The organism is Ferrimonas marina (genome assembly GCF_900129905.1).
Classification (GTDB): Bacteria; Pseudomonadota; Gammaproteobacteria; order Enterobacterales; family Shewanellaceae; genus Ferrimonas; species Ferrimonas marina.
On sequence record NZ_FQXG01000003.1, the window covers coordinates 234872 to 258573 of the forward strand.

Below are 23702 nucleotides of genomic sequence, written 5' to 3' on the forward strand. Positions count from 1 at the left end.
GGCGGGTTTGTTGCTGCGCTCAGCCAGGTGACGTAAATGCGTCACACCGGCCAGATGTGATGCTTTTCCGTCACAACTGGGGTAAGTGGCATTTGGGGATTATCTCCTTGGTACTGAGGCTGCGCTTTGGCATGATGCGAGGACATTGGGCGAAACACGGTGGAGCAGATGGAGAAGGCGAAGGGGATGAGTCGGGAGCAGATGGCGGAGCTGGCCCAAGGCGTGTACCGCAAAGGTGGGCCACTGAGGGTGCTTGGCATTAGTGATGAGGTACAGCAGCGCCTGGTGGCGCAGGAGTTGCCGTCAGCGATCCTGGGAGGTTCTGAATCGCCTGGGTGGTGCCACAAAGGCAATAAGGCCGAGAGCCAATAGCTTGTGTGCGGACCGCCTCACTCGTCACTGCTGGCGGTTGGTTCGCTGTATTGGTTGGTCGCCATCTGTTGGTTGCGCAGGGTCTTGTTGATCTGCTCCAGTGCCATTGCCTCATCCAGCTTATGCTCCGGGCCTAGCTTGTGCTTGACCATCCAGGCCGCGACGTCGACCAGGTACCACTGTGAGCTTCGCCGGCCAGAGGAAAATGCCGCGGCCGGGAAGTTGCCGGGGCCACGCTCTCCGCTTTGGTAGCGCTGGATCGTCATGCGCGAAACCTTGAAGAAATCGGCAACCTCAGACAGTGAGGCCAGCGGGGAGGGGGTGACGCCGACCACCAGGGCGCCAGTGGTCTCCTGCAGTTGGGTGATTGCGTTCTCAATTGCGGTTCCGGGCTTTTCAGCGGTTTTGGTGCAATCCACATTCAGGTAGGAGTAATGGAATCCTACCAGGCTGTCACCGAAGCCGGCCTCATACAGGCGCTCGGACATCGCCACCTGCTCTTCTTCGTCAGTGATGGCCAGGTTGGTGGCCAATTCAAAGTTGTACTTTTGCATGGAGGTCCCTCTGCTTTTAGCGGCGGTCGTTCTGATCGCGGTCGGACGTACGCGGTCTTGTCACGTAGGCAACGAACAGCGACACGGCGATGATGGGCACCGCGGTGTAGGTGATCTTCACGCCGACGTAATCCAGGAAGTAAATCAACAGTCCATACCCAATTAGCGTGACCAGGAAAATTCGCTCAGCCCAGTTGTGGATCCATTCGCGCACGACTGCCTCTTTATTATTTAAGTTTACTGCCTAGTGGTTACAACTGTAACCGCGTAGGCTGGTGGTGTCAACCCGGCCCTGGTGAGCCGAGCTGCTTACTCGCTGGGCCTTGAGAAGGAGGCGGGTACCGCGCCTTCCCGTTGCGCCGACGGCCGTGGTAGGATTCGCCGTGTTTTAACTCTCTGTTGTTGCGATGAATTCCTTTCCAAAAGACCTGTGGGCTTACACCAAGTCCCACCCTCAATTGGTGCTGCTTAGCGCCTCGGTGGGGACCCTAAACCACATCCTGTTTTTCCAAGCACCCACCCTGGGCCTGGCCATCGTTATCCATGTGGCCCTTACCATCGGTTTGCTGAAGACCCTGTTGCTGCAAGAGCGCGGGGTAGCAAACGTGGTGAGGCAGGGGTTGTCTCCGGCACATTGGCCAAAGGGTAACCTCGTTCGGTTACTGCGGTTTACCCTGGCCTATTATGCGGGGATCTACCTGTCTTATCTGATAGGGGGTAGTGGCGGCGAGTCAGGCGGTGGATCCGGTGAGGCGGGGATGGATTTGGGTATGGCCGCCTTTGGCGTTGCCGTTGTGCTCTTTGCCACGTTCGTCATGCGCTTCCTGTGCACCTGGTTTGCTGCTTGTGCCGTGGCTAACGCAATTTGCGGGGTCTCGGACGTACAGCCACAGACCTTTAGCTATCTCGTTTCCAAGCTACACAGGCCAATGCTGAAACGGCTTAGCAAGATCGACATGTGGGTGTGGCCGCTGTGTGCGTTGACCCTCATAACCCCAGTCAACGCCCTCTACCTGCTAGGGCCGGCGTTTGGGATTTTCACCTGGTCCTACACTGTCTTTGCGGTGATCGAGCTGTACGGGATGAAGCCCCCGAAGGAGAAGGTTACTGCCAAGGTGGGCGCGCCAGTGCTGGAGGCGTGATCCGCGCCCCGGGAGAGGGTATTCGTTGTCATCTGGATGTCCTGGGACCGGCGGCTGAGGTGATGGGGCGCTACCTGGTGTGATTAATGGCGGCCATAGACACTTGGCCTGGTCGTGATAAGCCCAGCTATTCCGCCATTTGGGCTTGAATTGGGTGGTGGGGTGCGGGTAGTCTCTGACCTGGGGCAGCGCGGCCCGGCCAGTCCACAGGCAAAGCATCATTGTAGCGCCCTCGTTTTTGACTAAGGTTTGCCCAGGCATCGTGGCTTTTGCACGGTCTTGCGTAACTGTGGACCGCAAGATCTGGAGTCATCGCATGAACCGCTACCCCACCCGGGTTGAGGCTAAACACCTTACCCGTCACCTCCGTGATCACCTCTCTCTCACGCTGTGTCAGGCACAGCGCAAACTGGCCTGGATGTATGGATGCCCGAGCTGGACACTGCTCAAGCAGTGTTTCGGTAAGCCTGCACCGGATGACCATGCTGCCTTCCCTGGACTTTACCACCTTGACAGTCCACGCCAGCGTCTAGAGCGCTGCATCGAGCCGCAGCGGTCAGAGCTGCAGTTAGCGCTGAAGCGGTGGCACCCGTCACCCATCGGGCCTGACTCAATGGTTGCTCAAATATTGGCAGGAAACACCCTGCTGATATCCGATGAAGAGATCCTGGAGCTGTTCGATGGCGGTTATGGCGACATTGAGCAGGTGAGTGGTACCGAGGTGGTTCAATGTCTGCTGCGCATGCCCCTTCATTTGGACCATATGCTCGCGCAACCACATCGGTTTCCCATGCGGAGGGGGTTGGTGCCGAGTTCAAGGCGCCGTGACGGTACCGGAGGTTGGTTGCGGTTTCCGGCGCTGGATCAGCGGGTCTACGTTGGCTGTGTGTTCGAGGGCCGGCGTGTGGGGGTTCAAATCAAAGAGTGGGACACATATTCTCGTTCAGTGCATCCAGACGACGGCCGTCTTCAGCCCTATCGTGACCTGGCTGAGGGTTGGGGTGTTATCGCCATGTTGGGCTTCCTTAGGCACCTGATCCGGCAATCTCAATTGATAGGCTATGAACCTGTCCTCTACATCGGCAAGATCCGTGATCTGCGGGTGTCGCAAATAGAGATGTCGGGGCCAAGGTGGGTGCAGACACCGATCCTTACGCCCCATGCAAATTCATACATGGATAGTGAGTATCCAGAGTCCGTTGCCAAATTTAGTCGCCGGTTGAAAGCGAGCACCGATGAAGCGATCCGTCGTGGTGGCTTGGCTTCGGTGGGTGAGGCTAAGTACGAGGCAGGGGAGGCGCTGAGGCAGCTTGAATATAGGCAGATTTGCTGGGGGTATCGTGCGACTGATAGGGGTTCGGTGGACTGTGTAGGGATCAGCGGGTTACATAAGCTGGTTGAGGTTTTGGTCGACGCCGGAGCAGTGCGGGTGGCTGATTTCGCTGGTGGTGTTGCCGGCATTGGGCGGGATTTAGAGGCGGAAGAGGCCATGCCAATTGGCGGTGGGCTTCGGATCACTCCGGCCGATGTGGATGCAGCCTTGGCGGGTGGGCAATGAACCGGGTAAAGCGTGAGGCGGTGAAGAAGCTGGGCCTATTGCCGGTGTCTGAGCAGCGGGTTTGGACCGCGATGGTGTCGGCAGGAGATAAGCTCTGTCGTTTTGCCAGTGCCTATGAGCATCAGTTCGGCTGCCCGGTCCGTACTGTCGATGCCTATCTGGCCTGGCGCCTGCCTGAGTATATCTCTATGCAATCGGCCACGGGGCCGCGGGTTCCGTTCATGAAGAGCGGGGATGATCGCTGCTTCGAGCGGGAGGCATTGATGGTCCCCACCGGTCGGTTTCAGCTGGGGGTCGATGGGTTTTACCACCCAGAGTACATTCAGCGCGAGGTCAGGCGTCGGTACCGCGATGTGGTGTTGAGGGCGGCAAAGGTCCGGATGGAAAAGAGTTGGGCCGACGTGTATGACCGACTGTCCGGGGGGCAATCCTACCAGGGGGTGGGCCTAACCGGTGTCTGGTGTGCCGATCCGGCGTTGGGCACCGATGGGCAGCACGTCTATTTTGCCCTGGACCGCCAGCGTGGACAGGTGAAGATCGGGGTGTCAGCGGATGTTGCAAGACGGCTTAAGCGGGTTGAGCGGCGATATGGCCGGCAAGATCTGCAGCTGCTGGCGGTGATCCCCTACGGTGGGAGAGCGTCGGAGTCTGCCCTGCATCAGACCTTCCGCAGGCTCAGGTGCCAGGGTGGGGGCGAAGGGCGCGAGTGGTTCCGGGTGACCCGTGACCTGATGGGGTATGTGTTGAAGCTCAATCGGGTTGTCGAGAAGCGGGATCTGGTATTTGGGGGTGCTACGCTACCGGGCTAACCTGTCGGTTCGTGGGTGGGCTGGAGTGGTACCTTGGTCTATCAAAGGGTCCTAATACCGCTCATACTGACTCTATGAGGGGCTGTGTGGGGCATCTATGCACGACAAGACACGAGGTGGCAGGGGAATTGTTAGCCGGGCAGGTTCTTGCGTTGGTGATCTAGGTCAGTTGGGGCGGCTGCTTGGGGCAGATGACGTCGTTGAGGCCTTTGGGGTGCGAGGCAGCAATCACCACCAGGGGGTGTGTCACTTGTTGGAATGGGGCCTGCTTTTGTCAGTAGAAGTGGATGGAGGTGAGGTCTATCCGGCTTTTCAGTTTGATGAGCAGGGTGAAGTGTTCCCTGAGCTTGTGGAACTGCTAAAGCTTGCGGCCAAGTGTTCCTTGTCATCAGGTGATGTCTGTTTTTGGCTGACAACTAGGCAACGCATCACAATCAAGCAGTTCCGTTACCCCAGTCGGGCTTTAGTGGGCAAGCCAAATGCAGAGCGAATGAGGCTGATGGCCAAAGCTGAGGCGAAGCGTGAAGAGGTGGAAATGATGCCAGTTGAGTTACTTCGCTCGTCCTTTCGCAGACATTTTCCTGCGGTTGTTGAGCGGTGGCTGGCGCCGGACCAGGCTTCGGTGACTACTGAATTGCTAGAGTGGGAGGGGTGAGCGCCGGTCGAGAATGCTCGGTCTTTATTAGTGCTGGTCTCAGCCTATGGCCTCTGCGCGGTGGGGTTTTGGCATTACCCCTTCCATTTGGTATTGAGGGGTGGAGTCGTCTTATTGCTGGAACAGAAGCAGCAACGTATTGACTAGGGTCAGTATCAAAATAGCGTTGAGTTTGCGGTTGATGGAGTCGAGGTCACTGCGCATCTTCTGTATCAGGTTGTGGATGTCCCTGACTTGAGTGCGCGTATCTCTGATGATCAGTGCTATGTCGTTGAACATTGGCTGAGGTGAGGCGACCAGGCTTGATGGTCGCGGTTTGGGCAGGGTCAGTTGGCGGGCAGCCATGACTTGTAAGATCGCCTCCACCATTGCCCTGGCTTCCCGCTCTGGGGCGCCAGTTCTCTCCACAAAATTCCGTACCAGATGCTCTTTGTCCATTGCAATCACCATGCATGGTTTGTTTCACCATAGCAGTGGTGGGGCGGCAGATCCTGTTTGCCTTGCTCAGAGCAGGGCCGACATCTCCATGATGTTGGCGGCCTCGGTGGCCAGTAGGTGGCAGGATGCACTGATCACCTGCTGGCAAACGGCCAGGTGATCACGTTCTGCTTGAGTCAACGGCAGTTGCTGGCATTGGGCCACCGTAGGTCCAAGGGCCTGCTCGATGCGACTGGTGATGCTCAGGGCCCACTGCTGCATGGTTTCGGCCGGTATGCCGAATTCGTCGGCGTAGTCCGCCAGCATTAGTGCGGTGACCGGTGGCTGAAAGTTACCAGTAGTGTTCGGGTGGTGATCTCCAATGGACATGGGGAGGGTCATCGGTGTGCTGTTGCTTCGGTGATCCGCGGTGTGGCCCGTACCATCCAGGTTGAGGGCGCCAATGCAGACCAGGTCATACGCCGGTGCCAGGCGCAGCCCTGCGTGATCGACAAAGTAGCTCAGGTTCTTGCCATGCAGGTCCGTGTTGGTGACGGCCGCGTTGAATAGCATGCGTAGGGCCAGCTGGTGGGTGTGCTGTTCGGGGTTGGCCACCGGGACCTGGTGCAGCAAAGAGAAGGAGACTCCGTCGCGGCAGTGGCGAACGTCTGGCCCGTCACCAAATTGCCGCTCGTACTTATGGCTGCTGGGAAGCCCTGTGGCCTGGCATCCGTCGATGACATGTCGGCGTAGCACCTGCCGTTGGTCTGGGTCCCAGTAGCGGTCAAAGCGGTCAACGCAAAGCGTTGGTATGCCGTCGAGGTAGAGGCGCTGCACCGGTGCCACTTCAAAACCCACTGCCCTGGCCAGCTCCATGGTCAGCAGCTCGTTAATGACGATGTTGGGGACCCGGCCGGTTTCCGGCTTAAAGATCCGGTTGGAGCACAGCTGGCCGTCCCCAAACCCAAGAGTGCCGTCGGGCAGCTGCAGCAGGTTGATCTTGTCCTGCACGCCGGCCACGGATAGCCGGATCTGCCCGCCCCAGGTGGTGAGGCCCGCGGCCAGGTCAATGTGCTGGCGTATGCGGCCAGCGAGTTCTTGCTCTGGCAGGGGGGTAAACGACCTCTTTGCCGGCTGCGTGCCTGCGGGTACGAAGATCAGGGCGCCAGCGGTGTCTTCGCCAATCAGCTCCAGCAGGCCAAGTGCGTCACCGCGCTGCAGGGTGCCGCGGCTTAGGATCTCATCCAGCGCAGGCCCCTCGGGCAGCAGGTTCTCTAGGTAGTGCTTCGCCGCCAGCGACGGGATCTCGCCGGTGAGCTGAAGGTGCGGCGATACGGCGAAGCCGGTTTGGGCCCACGTGTCCAAGTACCGCCAGCGGAACTCGTCGGACCGCCCGTACGGTGCCGATACGGTGGCCACCTGGCCATGCCCGGCCAGGTGGACGTCAAGCTGTCGTTGGTTGCTGTCGCGCTCCTGGGCCATGGTGTCCTTATCGACTCTTTGTAGGGAGGGTCCAGACAGCATACCGTGCTTGGCCGGTGTCTGCTGGTGGTCGTGACTGGGGGAGGGCGGCTGAGGTCTGTTGGGAATTGTCGTAGGCGGGGATAGAGTAAGTAGTTGTTGAGATGTGGTTATTGATGTTCGCTGCACGGCTTCGTCCATTGGGCCGGTGCGTTCGTGCTTCCGTTGGGGAGCAGCGGCAGTAAGGCGTGGGGCCTTAAGGAGTGGTTATGGGTGTTGTGGTGCTGTCGGTGTTGGCGTTCGCAGTGGTGCTGTTGAGTGTGAGCGCCATTGCTTTTTATGTTCACAAGCGTTGGTATTGCGGCCTGCCAGTGAAAATGGGTCTTAGCGTGCGCAAGGAGGCCAGGCGTTTTTTCTCGGGCAAGAGGGTGCGAGTGGGTGCATGGGGTCGGTTCCGGGTCAATGTGGAAAACGGGCGATGGACCGGGATCCAGGACCTCAGGGATTGGGCTGCAGTTCCTGAAGATGTGGCAGAGGAGCAGGTGTACTGTGATGTCGAGGTGGCAGAGATGACGTCGCTCCAGGGCCCGAGGCGAAGGTCAGTGTGCTTCATTTTGGATGCAACTGGGCCGGGTGATCCTAGTGAGTATGCACGCGCTGATCTGGGTCTGAGGGAGTTTGCGCAAAGCTGTCTAGCGCGAGATGCACGTTGTGAGGAGTTTTTGCGGATGGTTGCCGTTATGGGGGGTGTTCCCAGCGATAAATTCCTGGGCGATGTGGCGGCTTCGGCAAACGAGGTTGCCGATCACCTCGAGGTTCAGTTCAAGGGCGACGGTGTCTGCCGAAACCAGCAGGCTGAACCTGCGGCCTGTGCCCTAACATGAGCAAACGGGTGCCATAAGCAGGGCAAGGTGGAGCTCATGCGTCGAAGAGGACCCCAACCACCTGGTAGACGTCGGCCGCCGGTGATACTGGCACGGTCTGGGTGCCCCACATCGAGGTGATCACCATCTGCTCGCCGGAGAGGCGGCCGAACAGGGTCTGTTGATCGGGGTTGCCACGGCGGGTGATCGCCACCGCCAGCTGCCCTTTCTTGCCCCGTCCCTTAACGCAGGCTAGATAACTGCCCTTAACAAGCCCAGAGGTGTCCGTATCGACCCGGACTACCTTGGTGTTGCCCTTGTGGGTGATGTTCGCGAATTGCGCCTCTTGGTCTGTTTGGCTGAGTGGCGCACCCGACAGGTTGCACAGTACCGGAAACGTGGTGGTGTTGGGCTGCTGGAGGCCTTGCAGGTAGCCGGCTAGCCGCACGGGATCGGCATCGGGGTCTGGCGTGCGGTAGGTCCCTGGTTCTTTTCCCATGTAGCTGCAGAGCTTGAGGAATACCTGCGGAGTGACTTTGCGGGTGTCGTTAAGCACATAGGATAGGTGAACCTGCGAGATCCCGACCTCTCTCGCAACCTGAGTTTGGCTTTTGCCATTGAGGGCCTGGTGGTTCTTCAGGTCTTGGCGAAAGGCGGCGATGTCCAGGCCGGGGATAGCGTGTTTCATGGGCGGTGCGGCCTTGTAAATAGATTCTGCAGGTCAGTGTTTTAACGCTCGTTATCATGGATTTGATAACGCAAGTTGTCCAACTCGGATAGGTGGGGTTGTGACAGGGTTCACCTAAGTCCGGCCAGGGGTAGGATTTATCGCCGGTGCTGGTAGGATGGTGTGTGGGCCACGCAGCCCCGCCAGCCCGCCGGCAAAGCATTCCGCAGCGTCTTACTGTTTGTTTCCGCACTGACTCGGTTAGTTTTCGCCAGGGGTCTTGTGAGGGTGGGCCGCAAGATCAGGAGATGCTAGCCCATGCGTTACCCCACCGCCTTTGAGTCAAAAAAACTGGCTCAATACCTCTCTCGCGAAATCGGACTCGCCCACGGTGTGGCCCTGCAGATGCTGGCCCAGATGTACTGCTTTGGTGAATGGCCTGAGTTAAAGCGCTGTTTGGGCCAGAAGTTGGACCACCCGAGGGGCGACACCACCTACGGGCTATTTGAAGACAACGGCGGCCAGCAATGGCTGAGTGACTTGCTAGCGCGCTATGGTGAGGATCTGCGCCGGTTACCGGGAAGCCCATGGGGTGCGCAATCCCCTTTGGGGTTGGCGCTGGCGAGCAAGGCCTACCTCTTGTCGGACAGGGCACTTGCCGTGGTGGCCAATCGCGAGCGCCGTTGCAAGCGCTACAGTGCCCGGGAGTTGACCCGTCTGGCCCAATGGCTGAATGTCCTTCCGCTGAGCTTTGAGCATGTCCGGCAACGCCACCTGCAGGATACCGGACCCGCACCGGTGCGGGCACACCTGTATTACCCCGCCTTAAACATCAACCTGCTGGCCTATCACCGGTTCACCGGGGATCGGGTCGAGGTGCTGGTGGCGCAGCTGGAGGTGCGCTCTGATGCCGTGCCGCGGTCTGGTTCGGGCCAGCACGGCAAGGTGGCCGCCAGCTGGAAGCCCGATCTGGTGTGCGGTTTCCTGCGGTTTTACGCCAGGCAGATACGGGAGAGCGGCTATGAACCGAGCCTTGCGGTTAGCTGTGTGGATGGCGCTAAGGTGGTAGCAGAGGTGTCAGACCCTGTCTCTGGCAGCGACTGCTCATCCCGTCGCGTGACTGAGGCATTGGTGGCGATGGGTGGCACAGTGAGTGCGCAGTCGTGGGGACCCACGGTGGGAGCGCCGGCATTGTGCTTAGGCGAAGGGTTGGGTTTGGATTGTTGAGGTAGCGCACCTGGGTCGCCAGATGCGCTTTGGATTAAGGGTAGTGCCAGGTGGTCCTAGTCGATGTAGAGGCACCGAGAGGATGGGAGCTGGGCTTCCCAGGCCTCCTCGAGTCGTCGCAGCCAGGCGTTGACGTACCCGGTTTCCTTTGCAGCATCGGTACCGGTGTCTCCATGGCCGACATGGAACACGGGTGCCCGGATCAGCATTTCGGGCGTAATTTCCTCCAGGCCCCTGCCAGAAAAGGTGTCAGAATCGAGCCTCGTGATGTGTACCGTTCCGTTACGTTCGACCCAAAGGCAGTGGTTTCCTGCGGTGTCGTCGCAGTCTGCAATCAAAGACGCCAACTGTTCTGTGGTTGGGTTGTTGTTCATGTTCATGCGAACGTGGCGGATGGGGTTCACCTTTGTTTGGTGCGCGCGACTGTCACCAAAGCCGTGCAGGCGGAACAACATGGTATTGAGTTCGTCCTCACCCAAGCCACTGTGTTTGAGTTCTTTAAGAGTCTGGATGCCATCAGCCCCAAAGAAACGGTAAAGGTGCATGTCACAGAGGGTGCCTTTTTCTTTCTCCCAGATGGTTGACTGGGAATACTGGCAGCCGTAATTCCCCCATTCATCCTGGTCTTGCCAGTCATTAACGAAGGGGCTCGCTGGTCGGCTGTGCACGACGCGCAGACCGGTGCAGCGGCTATCGACACATTTCCATTCGAGCATGCCGTCGCTGGGGGACAAAATCGGCTCGCCACAGGTGTCACAGATGAGGCTGGTGTGGGGCGCATCGGACACGGACTCGGCTTCTTGGGCCGGGTTGGGCGCGCGCAGTGCCTGCAGGTACAGGTGTTTGTTGTCATACCCGAGAAGAACGCTGAGAAAGCGTTGCAGTTTGTCCGGGTTTTTGAGGTCCTGGTCGAGGACGGACTTGATCGCCTGTCTGGCGTTGGCCGAAATCTGCTTGTGGGTCAGATCAAGCTGGGGGATCAGGTGGGAATCGTATTTGCCCATTCGAAGCTCCATATGCCGGCGGGTTGCCTATGGTGTGCACCGTTCCCAAGCGAGTTGCCAGCAATTGGTATGTTCAAATGTGCGTGGTTCGTCGTGGTGTATAGCTGCCTGGATAACTGCCGTGGCGCATAGCGCTGGTGCACTGCTCTGGTCAGGGGGCCAGATCTGAAGACGGGTAACCCCTGGCTATCGTGGAGTGAGCGTAAGCGGGGGCCATCTACGCTCTGGAGGGTACGACGCCAGTTCCGGCGCGTCAATGGGTAGCGGGTCCAGTAGAGGGGTAATGCGAGAGCGCGGCTGGTGGGTACCGGCCGCGCTATCGGGTTAGCGCTCGGCCTAGCGCAGCGCTTGCTGTGCCTTGTCAAGCAGGTCCTTCTGGTACGCCTCTGCGCCGAGCATCTTCTCCACGGCTTGCAGTGGGGTCAGGTTATGCTCGGCCATAACGGAATGAACCGCTTCCAGATATACACCAGATAGCGTGTCCCAGTCGCAGTCCAGGCCAATCTGCTCATTGGCGGTGGTCACCGCCCAGTCGATGCGTTTCTCAAGATCCCAGCCTAAGCGTGTGGCGATCCCGTAAAGTCCCATCTCTGGCCAATCCTCGGTGTCGTCCACGGGGGCAGAGTCGATGGCCAACTCCTCGGCCACGGCGTTCAGGTAGAACTCATAGGTGCCTGGCTGGAACATGGCAACGGCACAGTACCCCAGCCAAAGGAGGTAGTGTTTGATGTATCCCGAATCGTAGGTTTGGGGTTGTCGCTGGAATGCATTCAGTTCGGTGTATCGGAATGGCTTTGACAGCGCCAGGCGCAGGATTTGGGCAGTGTCGCGATCAAACCCGTGGGTCTGTCGCAAGGTAGCGCCAACAGCGAAGCCTAGAGTGGAGGAGCAGGGGAAGAAGGCCCGTCGGTCGAAGGCGTGCGCAAATTGGATCTGGAACAGCTCCCCTTCGTCACTGGTCTGGACTGGATAGGTGGTGAAATGCTCGGGCTCGTCCAGGTGCTTGGCCAGGGCGTGGTGGGCGAACAACCAGGGCTCAAGCTCAAGTACCAACGCTCCCAAGGTCTCCCCGATGAACTCGATGTGCCAGTTGCTTCGTGGAACAGCGGACAGGCCGGCGGCTTCGCAAGCTTTGCTGATCCCCTTCATGAGGCTGTGCCGGTAGTGTTGGGAAATTCGGTGTGCCGGCGACTCTTGAGTGTGCCACTTCACCGGCAAGGGGGCGCGTTTGGCCCGCTGGCGGGCTTGCTCAAACGAGAGGCCGAACAGGGCCTGGCACAGGAACTCTCTGCGCTGGCGCATCTTGAGGGACTTAAGCTCGGGGTGAGCCTGGGCAGCGCGATCGGCGCTGTGGACAAGACGCATGAAGGCGTCTGGGGTCAGTACAATCATCTTTGTTGTTTCAGTCGGCTCTGGCCTGGGTGACATGTATCAAGCGGTGCCGTTCAACAAAATGAAGCACGGGTTACCAAGGGTGTGAAGCAGCCGGGGTTCGGTATTGTCACCAACCTGGGGGGCCAGCCCTTAGAGCTGCATGTTAGCCGTTCGGACGGGTTAGGGGAAGTGGTTGAGGCACCTAGTGCTCCTGTCGCTTAACAGTTGAGCTGGTTTGTAGAGGTGTATTCGAGCGTGGTCTCATCCTGACGGTCGTACAAGGATTTGTAGATGACTCTTATCCGCAAGTCTTCAACGAGGGCCTTTCTTGCTTGATCCTTCGGGCAAATGTCTTCACTTTTGTAGGACCTGGCAGGTATATCGTAAAGCGTAATGGATTCCTGGGGTCCGATCAGGGCGCCGGGAGAGATGCTGTGGCCAGTCATATGCAGCCCGCTGGCGATTTGTGAGAGCGTGTTGGCGTCGGTAGAAATACGTTCACCTTTGTACGTGGCTTGAACTTCGACCAACTCAGCAGGGCCGTAGCCGGCATTCTTGATCTTAACGAAGCCGCCAGAGTTGGCACCAATGCTCAACTTGAGCCGGAACTCCAGTTTGGGCGTCACGGATTTCTCGTTGTGCTCAAGTACCGATTTCAGTGACTGTTGGGATAGTCGGTTTGCCTCTAGTGACGCATCGAGGCCGGCTTGGGTTAGGGTGTAGCTGAGTACGGACACCAACAATGCGCAGGCAGCAATTGCAACTGCTAAGAGATCTATGACGTGTTTTTTCATGATCATGTTTGTTCGGGGTTTGTTGGAGGGATAGCGGAATAGCTTCACCGGTGTGTACCCGTTGAGTGAATCGCCTGAGTGGGGTGTTGGTTGGGGGGGGCGCCGACTGAGTTTGTTGGGTGGAAAGTGCAATTGTAGTTTCACTTTTGGCCAGAAAATGAAACTAGAGTTTCACATTGGGGCTCTGGAAGTTGGTTCCGTCAGGGGGATGCGGTAGTCTGCCTGCGTTAGTTGAGTCCTAGAGTCTGTCGAAATGCCGCAATTTGCACTGTCGAAATCCTGCCCTCTGGCCAAGCGTAATCTGACCTGTCCCGAATCGCTGTTGCAGTACATGCGTGCGCAGGGAATGGGGACTAAGACAGCGCTATATAAGCATCTGGGCGTTGGTGAGGTTAGGCTGACCAAGGCGCTGCGCAGGCACCAGATTGAGTGGACCCAGGTCAATGCCAGGCTGGCGGAGGAGGGGCTTGCTAAAATTCGCCCAGCGTCGGTGTCTCGGTCAGTGTTGGCAAGCCAGGGTTTGACCAGTACCAAGTTGTTGTTGGCGTATTGCCAAGAGCACAGGTTGTGCAGTCAGGTGGAATTGGCCGAACGCTTTGGCATCACTCGGGCCGCCATCAATGCTGATCTGCAGCGCCTGGGGATTTCCTGGTGGAGTGTTGCCAAGGCGCTGCGCGATGAGGGGTTGTGCGCTCGAAGGCGGTTGGCCACGTTGCCCGAGGAGATTGAGCGGGCCCTTGAAGACGGCGCCCGGGGCGTCGCAGAGCTGTGTTCCGAGCAGGGGCTGAGAGAGCTTCGTATGCTGGAGGTTTCTGAAGGGGTGCCGGTGGGCACGGTGCTGGCCCGGTTGGACATGAAGGGCATAGGGAAGCGCCAGGTGGAGGACCACTTGGCAGTGTTGTTTGGGGATGAGAGTTTTGGCCAGTATTGGCGCGTGACGGACATTGAAGAGGTGATCGCCGAGGTGATCGAGTTGCGCTGTCACAGCCTCAACGGCTTTTGCACCCAGAGGGGGTATCTGCAGGGGACGGCAACGATGACGCTGGCGCGCGAGAAAGTCGACTTTGTGGCTGACGTGTTGGTCCCCGCTGCGCTTAAGGCGCCTCATCGGCTGGCCATGACCTTGGCCATATATGCAGACCATCCAGGATCGCTGTCTGCCCTGAAACAGGTGGGGTGGGCCGCGGTAGAGAGTCACGCCAGGGCGGTGTTCCCTGGGGACTGCTGGCGGCGCATGATGGCCTGTGTGGTCGGTAAAGCGCGGGTGGCCGAACTGAAAGCCTGTCTCGGATAACAGCCTCGCATTCTGGCGGTTGGCGTCGACCGGGGGGATGCGGTAGTCTGCCAGCGTTAGTTAAGTCAGAGTCTTTGAAGATGCAGAAAGTATCACCATCCAAACCCTGCCCTTTGGCTAAGCGTGGGCTGACCTGTCCTGAGTCTCTGTTTGAGTACATGCGTGAGGCCGGCATTGGGACAAAGTCGGCGCTGATTAAGGAGTTGGCGGTGGGAACTGTGGTGCTGACCAAGGCGCTGGCCCGGCACCGGATCGAGTGGACCCAGGTAAACGAAAGGTTGGCCAAAGAGGGACTTTGCAAGCTGAGAGGCTCATCGGCAAGGCGATCAGTGCTGTCGAGCCAGGGCTTGACCAGTACCGAGTTGCTGTTGGCGTATTGTCGAACCAACGGATTGAGCAGCCAAGCAGAGCTTGCTGAAGTCTTTGGCGTTGGTACCGCCGCCATCAGCGCAGACATCAATTCCATAGGTATTTCCTGGGGTAGCATCACCAAGGTGTTGCGCCGTGAGGGGTTGTGCGCGCGAAGGAATTTGGCCGAGTTGCCCTGGGAGATTGAGCAGGCCCTCAAAGACGGCGCCGAGGGCGTGGCGAAGCTGTGCTCCGAGCGGGGGCTGAGAGAGCTTCGCATGCTGGAGGCTTCTGAGGGGGTGCCGGTGGGTACCGTGCAGGAAAGGTTGCAGCTAATGGGCATCGGCCAGCTTGAGGTGGGTGACCACTTGGCCGTGTTATTCGGCGATGAGAGCTTTGGTCAGTATTGGCGGGTGACGGAGATGAATGACGTGATCGCCGACGTCATCGAGATGCGCTGCTTCAGTCTCAACGGCTTTTGCACTAAGAGAGGCTATCTGCAAAGTGCAGGCACTCTGACGCTTAAGCGTTGGGGTGTCGACTTTGTCGATGATGTCTTGGTCCCCGCTGCGCTGGAGGCACCTGGTCGGCTGGCCATGACCTTGGCCATTTACTCTGACAGACCGGGCGCAAAGGATGCGCTTAAGCAGGTGGGGTGGAGCGCGGTAGAGGACCACGCCCGGGCGGCTTTCTCAAGGGACAATTGGCGGCGCATGTTGGCCAGCAACGTGGGTAAGGCAAAAGTGGCCGAGTTAAAAGCCTGGCTGGATGAATAAGCCGATTCGACGATGTCTGCACGGTATGACAGTGGGATGACGTTCGGCGAAAGTGTGGCCTTGCCTGCAAACTTCTTGATCGATTGAGGGTCAGGGTTGGCGACGGTGGGGCCACTGCTTATGCTGTTTCACCTTGTTCACGCTGTTGTTGTTTGCCTCATGTCAGTCCCGTTACCAAACCTCGCTAATGTCCTTGTTCGCCATGGTCTTACGACCACCGATGCGGTGCTTGGCCATATGGTGGCCGGCAAACTGCGCACCAAGGTGCAGCTGGCGGCGTCGCTAAAAGTGGGCGGGTCGAATCTGCAGTTGGACATGGAAGAGTTGGGCCTTGATTGGCGCGGGATCCGGGCAGGGTTGGTCAAGGCAGGTCTGGGCCGGCAGTCTGAACGGACCCATAAGCAGACCACCGCAATGGGTCGGGCCGATCTGTGTACGCTCGACGCGGTGGTTAACCACTGCATCAAGTACCAGCTCTCCACTCAAAAGCAGATCGGCGAGAGCATTGGCGTCACATCGCAAACCATCCAGCAGGATCTGAAGCGTTACGGCATCAGCTGGACGGAGGTGCGTGCCGGGTTGGAACCGTACGGCTTGCGGGCGCGCAAGCCCAAGCTCAGTCAGTTGCCGGAGCCGCTGGAGCAGATCTTGAGTGAAGGCGGCGGAGTCGCTGCCATCGCGGCCCTGTGCCGCTCTAAGAAGATCACCAAGCTTACTGCACTGGCTCGGGCTTTGGGGGTTGGATACGAGCGGATGTTAAGGCGTTTCCATCAGGCCGGGATTGATGCCCAAGAAGTCCAGGATGAGGTGGCCCTGCAGGGCGGCGAGATGAGCTTTGCCACCTATTGGCGCAACTGTGAGCTATCCGCTGTGGTAAACGAGGTGATCGCGCTGCGTTCAACGTCACTGAAGAGCTTCTGCGATCAGATGGGGTTTAATCAGCGGCACGCCTGGGATTACCTGGACCGGGAGGGGCTGGGCTTTGATCAGGATATTCTGCGCCCTGCGGCGTTGCAGGCACCGGAGCGGATGGGGTTGGCCCTTGCCAAGCTCAGTGACGACCCTGAGGTGATGCAGGCGCTAAAGCAGGTGGGCTGGGCCGCTGTAGAGGAGCACGCTAGGCCGCTGTTCCCGGGCAGCAACCGTAACCAGCGCATGGGGATCGAGGTAGGGTCTGAGCGGCTGGCACGGCTGCGCGCCGATTTCAAACAGTCTTAGCCTGGGATAGCGCTGGGGCTGTGTGTCGATAGCGGGCCTTTGCGACTTACCTGCGCCGCCACTCCCATGGCGGGATCCGGTCTGGCTCCGGCAGGGCCCACAGTCCCAATCCCTGCCGTTTCGCCTCTGCTTCCAGTTCAAACAGCTCGGTGCCCTTGGCGTAGCGGCTGTAGGTCCAGCAGTGGCCATGCTGCACCAGCCAGCGGTTAAGGTTCTCGCCCTGGTGGTAGACGCGGGCAATTGCGCGGCCATAGCGGTCGGTCTCGGTGATCTCCAGCGTCACGGATTGACCGCGGATCCGCTGTTGCAGGAAGGCGGTGGACTCCTTTCCCCAGGGCTGATCGGACTCAGGGCAGTCAATGCCGGCAAAGCGAACCTTCACCTTGTTCTGGGCCGGGCTGATGACGTGGATGGTATCCGCGTCGGGGATCCAGATGACCCGCAGCGGCTCAGAGGGGGCGGCGGACAGGCTAGCCGGCAGCGCCAGGCAGAGCAGGGTTGCGAACAATCGGGTTTTGGCGAGACTGGGCACTGGGCTTCTCCTGGTGTTTGGGTCCATTGTACCGCGCCGGGGTGGCGCCAAGGGGCACCGCCGGCTTAGGGCGTGGCTTAAGCGTCAGGCAACCGGTGCTTGAGCAGTTGGTGCAGTTGCTCCGCCAGCTGTTCTTCTTCACTGAACCGCGCTGCCTGGGCCATCTCGACTGCCTGCCACAACAGGGGCTCCGCGGCGATGTGCGGTCGCATCGCGAGCAAACGCTCAAACGCCTGACCTTCGAGGGGTCCATCGGGGTCGTATTCCAGCGCATTTTCAACCTCCAGCTCAAAGTCGCCACGGGTGAAGTCGGTCAGCTCAAGGCCCTCTGGCAGCCAAGATTCATCAATGACGACCCTGGCGCTGACCAGCATCTGGAACAGCACGTGGGCGGTGAGCACATGCGCACGGTTCTCGCCGCTGCAGATGGGGTGCATCTGATGGTGCTGCGGTACCAGCACGTTGAGCAGCGTGGTGGTGAGCCAGCCCCAGCGTTCGGAAACATCAAGTGCGTTGGCGTCGCTGTAATCCAACTGGTAGCGGGCGGGAATGGTGGTCAGTTCCATCTTCATAACTCCTTGTCTCAACTGTTAATCATAATATACAAATGTATATTTAAAGTCAATCGGTTTGGTCACTCTCTGGGTCATGGGGTGGTGTTGGTTAGCCTGCTCGGGTGCCGGTCACCGTGTGGCAGTGGGGCTGGTGTGCTTGGTTGAACTGTGGCCATGGCATTGCTACCATCGCTGCAGTGTTAACGGGGGTAAAAACATGGCAAAACGGGTGGTTTATCGGAGTGGCTGCTGTAATGACTGGCAGAGCATGTCAGAAATGCTGGCAGTGGCGCAGTTGCCGGACGATTACCGCGGGGTGGAGTCCGGGTGGGGTGGCATGGTTCTGACGCCCTTTACTGAATCCGGTAGAAGCCTGTTCGCCTGCGATCCGAAGCGCCATGTCAGCTACCTGCGGGCCCGGATAGGGGTGGCAGTAGACAATGGTCGTGATACCCAGGTCAGTTACCTCTGGTGCAAGATGAACACGCCGGATCCGGCAGACATCCTGATGATGGGCTGTGGGCGGCGCCTGGGTGGGGTATTCAACAATAAGCACCCATTGGTACAAGGGGCTGTTGGTGAGTCTTGTGCGGTCTATCGGGGCGAGGAGGGCGAGCTGCACATTGATGTGAGCGGAAACCCGGCCCTGGCTGAGAAGTTCAGCGTCCCGGTGCCGTTCGACCTGGCGGACCAATTGGCAGTGCACCTGTCACAAGAACGAAAAGTCATCGAGGAACAGTAATGACGCAATCGCATGCCGTTAAGGAAGACGGCGCCCGCATCGGTCGGCCACCAGGGGATGTTCTGACCCGCGCCGGCATCAATACTCAGGACGAACTGATCGAGTTTTGCTTGACCCATGGCCTGGCAAGCCTTGAGGCGCTGGGTCGCCATATGGCCATTTCCGGTGCCGCGGTGGGCTCGTCGGTGCGCACTCGCGGGATTTGTTGGCGCGAGGTGCAAGAAGAGCTGTGCCAACAGGGCCTGCAGCCAAGCTTCGGTACCAGTCGCTACGATACTGAGCTTGAGGATGCGCTGAAAGCCGGTGAGCAGGCGTTGGCTGAGTATCTGCTTAACCTGGGTTGCAGTGATGTGACCGATGCCTGTCGCAAGTTGCAGATCACCTACCGGCCCTTCGCCAATCGACTGCGCGACATGGGGACCTCCTCCAGTGCGGTCACCGAGGAGATGGCCTACCGCCAGGGCAACGTGACCTTCCCGATGTACTGGCGGCGGCATCCGCGTGAGCAGATCCACCAAGATGTGCGCAAGAGCGCGGCCACCGGGTTACAAGTGTTTTGTCGCTCGATGGGTTTTTGTGCCCACGGCGCGGCGCAGTTCGCTGGCCGCCAGCAGCTGGATTTTGACCGAGAGGTGTTGCTGCCGGTGGCGGTATCTGCCGGTCGGGAAATGGCGCTGACGCTGGCGGTGCTGGCGCCAAGGTTTCCTGAAGCAGCCGGTGCGTTGCAGACGGTATCGTGGCGTGATGTTGAGGCGCAGGCGGTGCGCGTCTTTGGCCAGAGCCGTTGGGTATCTGGTCTGGCTCGATTGCTGGGCAAACGGCGCTGTCAGGAGTTGGCGGTGTGGCTCAGGGCGGGACCCCAGGGCCAGGCGAAGTTGCAGTAGGGGTAACGTATACGTTCCATTTAGGGCGGAAATCGGTGGAAAAGGAACGTATACGTTACTTTTCGGGTTCCGCCGGCGTCGGCGGGGTATGGGATGGGGTGTTGTTGCCCTTGGTGTGGATCGTGGACATTGTTTTGATGTCTAGCACTAGAGGTCGGGGTAGGGCTTCGCTAAGGTACTTTACGGCTGGGCCTGGTTGCCTATAGAGCATCAAGTGGTTGCAGGAGTCGCTTGGTGTGTTATGATTAACCCATAACATGGAGCTAAAGCGGTGAATGGACTAGATGTGCTGCTGTACATGGACGGCAATGAGGTTCACCGGGAGGATGGGTACTGGTACAAGGTCAACGTGCACCAGGTGGCTCCAACAAAAGCCCGGCCACATGGGCTCCGGTACAACCTAACGCTTCATAATCGCTATGGGAAAAGGGTCTTTGGCATCGACAATGCTCATTCGATTAAGGTGGGCAAGAAGTACAGAAGTAGGGTGGTCTACGACCATCAGCATCTAACCAGTCTTGATAAGGGTACACCTTATGAATTCACCGACTGCGTTGACTTGATCAGCTACTTCTTTGAAATGATTGATGTCGTGATCGACACATTGGAGAAAACCAGATGACTACTGCAAGAATTGGCGTAATGCCTGAACACATGATTCGGCGCAGAATGCTTGCGATTGCTAAGGGTGCCTACATTCCAGAGCCCGGTGAGCCAAAGGTCTGGTATGCGTCCATGAAGGCTGCGTCTGCTGTTTTCTCGGAAGAGAACATGAATCTTCTGCGGATCATTGATGAAAAGAAGCCAGAAACGGTGAGTGAATTGGCCGAGTTAACCGGTCGCGCTAAAAGCAATCTCTCGGTCACTTTGAAGAATCTTGAGCAGAAGTCTCTTATCCGCATGGTGGCAGGAAAAGGCAAGGCCAAAAAGCCAGTTGCCATGTTCACGGACGTAGAGATTGTTATCTCTTTGGCGTTCGAGCGCCGCTTTGAGGCTCTGCAAGTGGCTTAACGCTCTAGCTTGCTTAAACAAGCCCGGCCTTTTGGCCGGGCTTGTGCGTTTAAGGGGTTCCAAGGTGGTTGTTTTGATTGGAGAACCATTCGGTGTACGATAGCGCTGTGTCCACTGTTGGGCACCGTGGTGTTCGTTGTAACAGCAGGTCCGCGCGAAGATTCTGTTCAAGTTGATGTGGGGATGGCCATCGTTGGTAAATCGATGGTGGAGTTGAGTCGGTAATCTGCCGGCCAATGATGTTGTAGTGGCCAGTTGGAGGGCCGAGTTGATGATGGTAGAAGCAAAGGATTTACAAGATTTTCATGCCCTAATGCTGGGCGGTGAGCCGCTCAAAGAGGCGCAGTTGGTGTACGCCTGCCCCCAGGGCAAGCACCGGCTCTACATCCGTGCCGGTGGGTCGGACATGACCGGGTTCAGTGCCGTTGCGCTGAGTGCCTCCTATCAAGCGGCCGGCGCAGCAGGGTGGGGCGCAAATCCCTCTGAGCCAATGCCAGTGGATGTGTTGTTCACCGCCCAGGTGGACCGCGGTACCGTTTCTGAGCTGCACTTAAATCCCTTGGTGGTTGGGCCGGACACGGCCAAGCTGGCCCGCATGCTGGAGCATGTGGGGGAGATTGCACAAAGCCTGGTGCGCGAGGACAGCAAAGAGCAGCGCCATCACATGGAGCGTTGGGCGGCCAACGGTCCCAGGGTGGATCCGAACAAGAAGGTGACGCACTTTGTGTCCCGCCAGCCTTACGAGGTTCGGCCAGGACAGTAGGAGGCGCTGATGAGCCTGTCACACACTGAGCTGTGCCTGCGTGCTGCGCGCTGGCTCAAAAGCACTATGCGCTGTCAGGTGAGCTTTGCAGAGCTGGACTCCGGTGCCGGGGAACGCCCCGACGCCTGGGGACTAAATCAAGGCCTGTCCATCCTGGTTGAGGTCAAAACCAGCAGAAGAGACTTTTTCAAGGACGCCACCAAGCCCTGGCGCGAGGTAGGCAGTGGCATGGGGATGCTGCGCTACTTCCTGACCCCAAAGGGCCTGATCAAGCCCGAGGAGCTGCCCAAGGGCTGGGGGTTGGTGGAGGCCACGGCCAAGCAGTTGCGCATCGTTGCTGGGGTTCACCCCAAGCTGTGTCCGCTGTACCCAAGTTCCTTGCGGGTGCATGCCCCTGAGTTCCTGTTTGAGCAGCGAGACGTTTGGTCCGAACTGTACGCCCTGGCCAGTGTGATCCGCCGGGTGGAGGCGCGTACCGGCGATGTCCAAGCCTTCACTAAGCTAGACCCTGACGTGGGTCTGGCCCTGGCTCGCGATCACCAGTCAATGGCGGTGCGGCTCAAAGAGCTGATGGTGGAGGCGGAACGGTTGCGTGGCGACAGGGGGCAGATGCAGCGGGCAATGCAGGTGTACGATAAGGCACTGCACAAAGCAGTGGGTGCAGAACAGGCCCGGCGGATCAAAGAAGAGGCCTTGGACTGGCGCTAGGCTAACGGCCTATGAAGTCGCTTTTGTTTGGCTGCCCTGGGGTGTCTACAGGGGGGGTGACTACAGCTAAGTGACTACAGCGTAGACGGGCTATAGGCCGCGGTACGACTGGGTTTGTCTATTTACTCCAACCGTTTATCCGGATGCTGTAGCGACCGGTTCCCCAAATGTCGGTGCTGAATATCTGGAGCGGGGTCGCTTCCATCACCTCGCCCTCATCGATGGTGGTAACGGATACCCCAAGCCCCCAATGTACGGCCTCAGCAACACGGCTCTGCCAGAACCGCAGATTGTCAAAGCCCTGTGCTTCGGGGCTGATCACCACATCGTGGTTGCGGAGGACATCTCGCAGCACGGCAGTAGAGAGCCCCGTGGCTGCTGTGTGCATGGGTTGATGGGTGCGCCACGGGGTCAAGGTGCGCGCCCCGTCGGCGCCCGCTATTCGCACCTGATAAACCAGTGACGTGGTTGCCGGGTGGGTAAGTGCCAAAACCCTCGCTCCATCCTCCTGGCATTCGAGCAGCTCGTAGCCCTCGGGGACGGTAAAATCCGCCACCTGTGCTGGCAGGCCGACGCCCATCAACCATTGGGTGCGCTGCTGGTTAGCATGGGTGAGTCGAAGATCCTCGCCAGTCATGGGCTACCTCCTGGTGGCTTGAGCGGGCTGGCAAGTGGCCAGCAAAGGGTGTATTGTTGGTTATACCAGCGATGTGGCGGTCGGGGTATCCCCACGGTAAAAAAACCAACCCCAATGGTCCGAGTGGCGGTAGGGGCATCCCCACGGTAAAAAAACCAACCCCATGGATGCTGCAAATCAGGAGAGTCGCTACCATTAAGTGCGAAGTTGAAAAAGAGAGACCTCGCTGCGGCGAGGTTTTTGCTTTTCTGGCAGATGTTGAGTATGGATATGATCGCGCATTGGGGCAGTTGGATCAGGCTGGTGGTTGGCCTTCAGTGCTGTCACTGGCGCTCTGGAGGGGGCTCAACTGGGCGCGCACGTTCCATGGCACCCTCGAGCGTCTTGCCCGTGATGTCGAGGTGTCCAACGCCGCCCATAGGCAGGCAGACGCCGAATTCTGGGAGGCGCTGAGCGATCTCCGGGCTAGGCGTGGTAGGTAGATGGGGGAGGTAAGTCCCGCCACTCGTTATTTGCATAGTTCGAGCGCTATTTTTGAATCGATTTCCGGTGACTAGTATAAAGCGTTCTTGTGACTTATGCGCCGGGGTGTGCTTAGTGGGCCACTACCGATTTGGATTGGTGGGAAAATAATCATAGCGGGTGGCTTTGTTGCTGACATATAGCTATGGAAGCGCCGGATAAAATAAGCACATTCCTTCAGTAAGCCCAAATTAACACTTCAGAATAATCATTTTATCTTCAGGGTTAATTATTTCACTTCAGGGTAAAAATAAGCATTGCAGTCAATAATTACGGTGGGTAGCATTGATTTTGTGAACGGGCCCGACACATTTGATTTCTACCATTTGGAGATGATTATGAAGATTGAAAACATTGATGCCGATATCTTCCAGTGCGTTATTAATGAGGTTGATGGCGGCGTGGTGGCGTATGTGCAAAAGGCCGTTGCGATGTCCTTTGTTGAGTTCTTGGTCTGGCAGCGTCCATTGTGCAATGAGGATGTAGGAATTGACCACCCGGATTGGGACGGTTGGCCTACCCGAGGTTGGGACATTGGGGACTCTATGAGTTGTAACTTCAAGGTGCTCAAGGAGCATTTTGGTGATAATAACCCCATTGAGAAGTGTTCACCTATTATCGTAAAGGGTGAACTAATGGGCTTTGGCGTTGGTGCAGAGAACGCTGAAAAATATAGGGGGCTGTTTGTCGAGTATCTCTCTAAGGCGACCTCTGCTTAATCGTTGTTAATTATCGTTTCTGGTCAGTTAATGTTTCAACATCTTTAGTGATGTCTGGAATTGTTGTTGAATCGGTTAGCGGAGTCAAAAAGGGAAG

General features: G+C 58.2%; 28 protein-coding genes. 17 read left to right on the forward strand and 11 right to left on the reverse strand.

The genetic code is table 11. The features are described 5' to 3' along the window. The first annotated feature begins 168 nt into the window (after positions 1 to 168). On the forward strand, positions 169 to 372 hold the full coding sequence (locus BUC04_RS08180) for a hypothetical protein (protein ID WP_067656034.1): 204 nt from the start codon (positions 169 to 171) through the stop codon (positions 370 to 372). Between the two features lie 17 nt (positions 373 to 389). Here BUC04_RS08180 and BUC04_RS08185 read toward each other — a convergent pair whose 3' ends face one another. After that, positions 390 to 926, reverse strand: a complete 537-nt coding sequence (locus BUC04_RS08185; RefSeq protein WP_067656031.1) for a helix-turn-helix transcriptional regulator — start codon at positions 924 to 926, stop codon at positions 390 to 392. 16 nt (positions 927 to 942) lie between these two features. After that, positions 943 to 1140: a hypothetical protein gene (locus BUC04_RS08190; RefSeq protein ID WP_067656028.1), complete on the reverse strand. Its 198-nt coding sequence runs from the start codon at positions 1138 to 1140 to the stop codon at positions 943 to 945. Positions 1141 to 1333: 193 nt separating this feature from the next. Here BUC04_RS08190 and BUC04_RS08195 point away from each other — a divergent pair, with 193 nt between their 5' ends. The 4 genes from BUC04_RS08195 (at position 1334) to BUC04_RS08210 (ending at position 5090) form a co-directional block, all read left to right on the forward strand. Then, complete coding sequence (locus BUC04_RS08195; RefSeq protein ID WP_067656025.1) at positions 1334 to 2068, forward strand: hypothetical protein; 735 nt, start codon at positions 1334 to 1336, stop codon at positions 2066 to 2068. A gap of 316 nt (positions 2069 to 2384) precedes the next feature. After that, on the forward strand, positions 2385 to 3626 hold the full coding sequence (locus tag BUC04_RS08200; protein WP_067656023.1) for a hypothetical protein: 1242 nt from the start codon (positions 2385 to 2387) through the stop codon (positions 3624 to 3626). Then, positions 3623 to 4435 (forward strand): GIY-YIG nuclease family protein, encoded by an 813-nt coding sequence (locus BUC04_RS08205; RefSeq protein WP_067656021.1) that lies wholly within the window; start codon positions 3623 to 3625, stop codon positions 4433 to 4435. Before BUC04_RS08200 ends, BUC04_RS08205 begins: the two co-directional genes overlap by 4 nt. Before the next feature lie 97 nt (positions 4436 to 4532). Then, a complete protein-coding gene (locus BUC04_RS08210) occupies positions 4533 to 5090 on the forward strand; it encodes a hypothetical protein (protein ID WP_067656018.1) in 558 nt (185 codons plus the stop codon). Between the two features lie 111 nt (positions 5091 to 5201). On the opposite strand, the gene BUC04_RS08215 is transcribed toward BUC04_RS08210, so the two are convergent. Together BUC04_RS08215 and BUC04_RS08220 are read right to left on the reverse strand one after the other, a co-directional pair. Then, positions 5202 to 5528, reverse strand: a complete 327-nt coding sequence (locus BUC04_RS08215) for a hypothetical protein (RefSeq protein ID WP_067656016.1) — start codon at positions 5526 to 5528, stop codon at positions 5202 to 5204. 66 nt (positions 5529 to 5594) lie between these two features. Further along, positions 5595 to 7031, reverse strand: a complete 1437-nt coding sequence (locus BUC04_RS08220; RefSeq protein WP_159437676.1) for a HipA domain-containing protein — start codon at positions 7029 to 7031, stop codon at positions 5595 to 5597. Between the two features lie 206 nt (positions 7032 to 7237). Here BUC04_RS08220 and BUC04_RS08225 point away from each other — a divergent pair, with 206 nt between their 5' ends. After that, positions 7238 to 7852 carry a hypothetical protein gene (locus BUC04_RS08225; protein WP_067656010.1) on the forward strand — a complete coding sequence of 205 codons (615 nt, stop codon included), beginning with the start codon at positions 7238 to 7240 and terminating at the stop codon, positions 7850 to 7852. Positions 7853 to 7886: 34 nt separating this feature from the next. Here BUC04_RS08225 and BUC04_RS08230 read toward each other — a convergent pair whose 3' ends face one another. Next, a complete protein-coding gene (locus BUC04_RS08230; protein ID WP_067656007.1) occupies positions 7887 to 8519 on the reverse strand; it encodes a helix-turn-helix domain-containing protein in 633 nt (210 codons plus the stop codon). Between the two features lie 297 nt (positions 8520 to 8816). Here BUC04_RS08230 and BUC04_RS08235 point away from each other — a divergent pair, with 297 nt between their 5' ends. Then, complete coding sequence (locus BUC04_RS08235) at positions 8817 to 9725, forward strand: hypothetical protein (RefSeq protein ID WP_067656004.1); 909 nt, start codon at positions 8817 to 8819, stop codon at positions 9723 to 9725. 56 nt (positions 9726 to 9781) lie between these two features. Here BUC04_RS08235 and BUC04_RS23440 read toward each other — a convergent pair whose 3' ends face one another. From BUC04_RS23440 to BUC04_RS08250, 3 genes are all read right to left on the reverse strand, one after another. Further along, entirely contained in the window at positions 9782 to 10729 is a 948-nt protein-coding gene (locus BUC04_RS23440; protein ID WP_067656001.1) for a hypothetical protein, read from the reverse strand. Positions 10730 to 11065: 336 nt separating this feature from the next. Beyond that, complete coding sequence (locus BUC04_RS08245; RefSeq protein ID WP_067655998.1) at positions 11066 to 12121, reverse strand: hypothetical protein; 1056 nt, start codon at positions 12119 to 12121, stop codon at positions 11066 to 11068. 200 nt (positions 12122 to 12321) lie between these two features. Then, a complete protein-coding gene (locus tag BUC04_RS08250; RefSeq protein WP_073325759.1) occupies positions 12322 to 12897 on the reverse strand; it encodes a hypothetical protein in 576 nt (191 codons plus the stop codon). Positions 12898 to 13150: 253 nt separating this feature from the next. Here BUC04_RS08250 and BUC04_RS08255 point away from each other — a divergent pair, with 253 nt between their 5' ends. The 3 genes from BUC04_RS08255 to BUC04_RS08265 all read left to right on the forward strand — a co-directional run bounded on the left by BUC04_RS08255 (position 13151) and on the right by BUC04_RS08265 (position 16533). Then, a complete protein-coding gene (locus BUC04_RS08255; protein WP_067655992.1) occupies positions 13151 to 14191 on the forward strand; it encodes a hypothetical protein in 1041 nt (346 codons plus the stop codon). A gap of 74 nt (positions 14192 to 14265) precedes the next feature. Continuing rightward, entirely contained in the window at positions 14266 to 15315 is a 1050-nt protein-coding gene (locus BUC04_RS08260) for a hypothetical protein (RefSeq protein WP_143165607.1), read from the forward strand. A gap of 159 nt (positions 15316 to 15474) precedes the next feature. After that, positions 15475 to 16533, forward strand: a complete 1059-nt coding sequence (locus tag BUC04_RS08265) for a hypothetical protein (protein ID WP_143165608.1) — start codon at positions 15475 to 15477, stop codon at positions 16531 to 16533. Positions 16534 to 16579: 46 nt separating this feature from the next. Here BUC04_RS08265 and BUC04_RS08270 read toward each other — a convergent pair whose 3' ends face one another. Then, positions 16580 to 17065 carry a thermonuclease family protein gene (locus tag BUC04_RS08270; RefSeq protein ID WP_067655983.1) on the reverse strand — a complete coding sequence of 162 codons (486 nt, stop codon included), beginning with the start codon at positions 17063 to 17065 and terminating at the stop codon, positions 16580 to 16582. 77 nt (positions 17066 to 17142) lie between these two features. Beyond that, complete coding sequence (locus tag BUC04_RS08275) at positions 17143 to 17631, reverse strand: hypothetical protein (RefSeq protein ID WP_143165609.1); 489 nt, start codon at positions 17629 to 17631, stop codon at positions 17143 to 17145. A 256-nt stretch (positions 17632 to 17887) separates the two neighbouring features. Between BUC04_RS08275 and BUC04_RS08280 the strand changes: the two genes are divergently transcribed. From BUC04_RS08280 to BUC04_RS08305, 6 genes are all read left to right on the forward strand, one after another. After that, complete coding sequence (locus tag BUC04_RS08280; RefSeq protein WP_143165610.1) at positions 17888 to 18361, forward strand: hypothetical protein; 474 nt, start codon at positions 17888 to 17890, stop codon at positions 18359 to 18361. Then, complete coding sequence (locus BUC04_RS08285) at positions 18361 to 19245, forward strand: hypothetical protein (protein ID WP_067655974.1); 885 nt, start codon at positions 18361 to 18363, stop codon at positions 19243 to 19245. Before BUC04_RS08280 ends, BUC04_RS08285 begins: the two co-directional genes overlap by 1 nt. A 271-nt stretch (positions 19246 to 19516) precedes the next feature. Beyond that, positions 19517 to 19867, forward strand: a complete 351-nt coding sequence (locus tag BUC04_RS08290) for a toxin-antitoxin system TumE family protein (protein ID WP_200804676.1) — start codon at positions 19517 to 19519, stop codon at positions 19865 to 19867. Then, a complete protein-coding gene (locus BUC04_RS08295) occupies positions 19864 to 20256 on the forward strand; it encodes an HVO_A0114 family putative DNA-binding protein (RefSeq protein ID WP_067655971.1) in 393 nt (130 codons plus the stop codon). The genes BUC04_RS08290 and BUC04_RS08295 overlap by 4 nt, the downstream gene beginning before the upstream one ends. A 271-nt stretch (positions 20257 to 20527) precedes the next feature. Continuing rightward, positions 20528 to 21019: a hypothetical protein gene (locus tag BUC04_RS08300; protein WP_143165611.1), complete on the forward strand. Its 492-nt coding sequence runs from the start codon at positions 20528 to 20530 to the stop codon at positions 21017 to 21019. Between the two features lie 9 nt (positions 21020 to 21028). Continuing rightward, complete coding sequence (locus tag BUC04_RS08305; RefSeq protein ID WP_067655966.1) at positions 21029 to 21727, forward strand: hypothetical protein; 699 nt, start codon at positions 21029 to 21031, stop codon at positions 21725 to 21727. Positions 21728 to 21845: 118 nt separating this feature from the next. Here BUC04_RS08305 and BUC04_RS08310 read toward each other — a convergent pair whose 3' ends face one another. Further along, positions 21846 to 22364, reverse strand: coding sequence for a hypothetical protein (locus BUC04_RS08310; RefSeq protein WP_067655962.1), 519 nt, complete (start codon positions 22362 to 22364; stop codon positions 21846 to 21848). Between the two features lie 860 nt (positions 22365 to 23224). Here BUC04_RS08310 and BUC04_RS08320 point away from each other — a divergent pair. Next, complete coding sequence (locus BUC04_RS08320; protein ID WP_067655957.1) at positions 23225 to 23605, forward strand: hypothetical protein; 381 nt, start codon at positions 23225 to 23227, stop codon at positions 23603 to 23605. Positions 23606 to 23702: the final 97 nt, after the last annotated feature.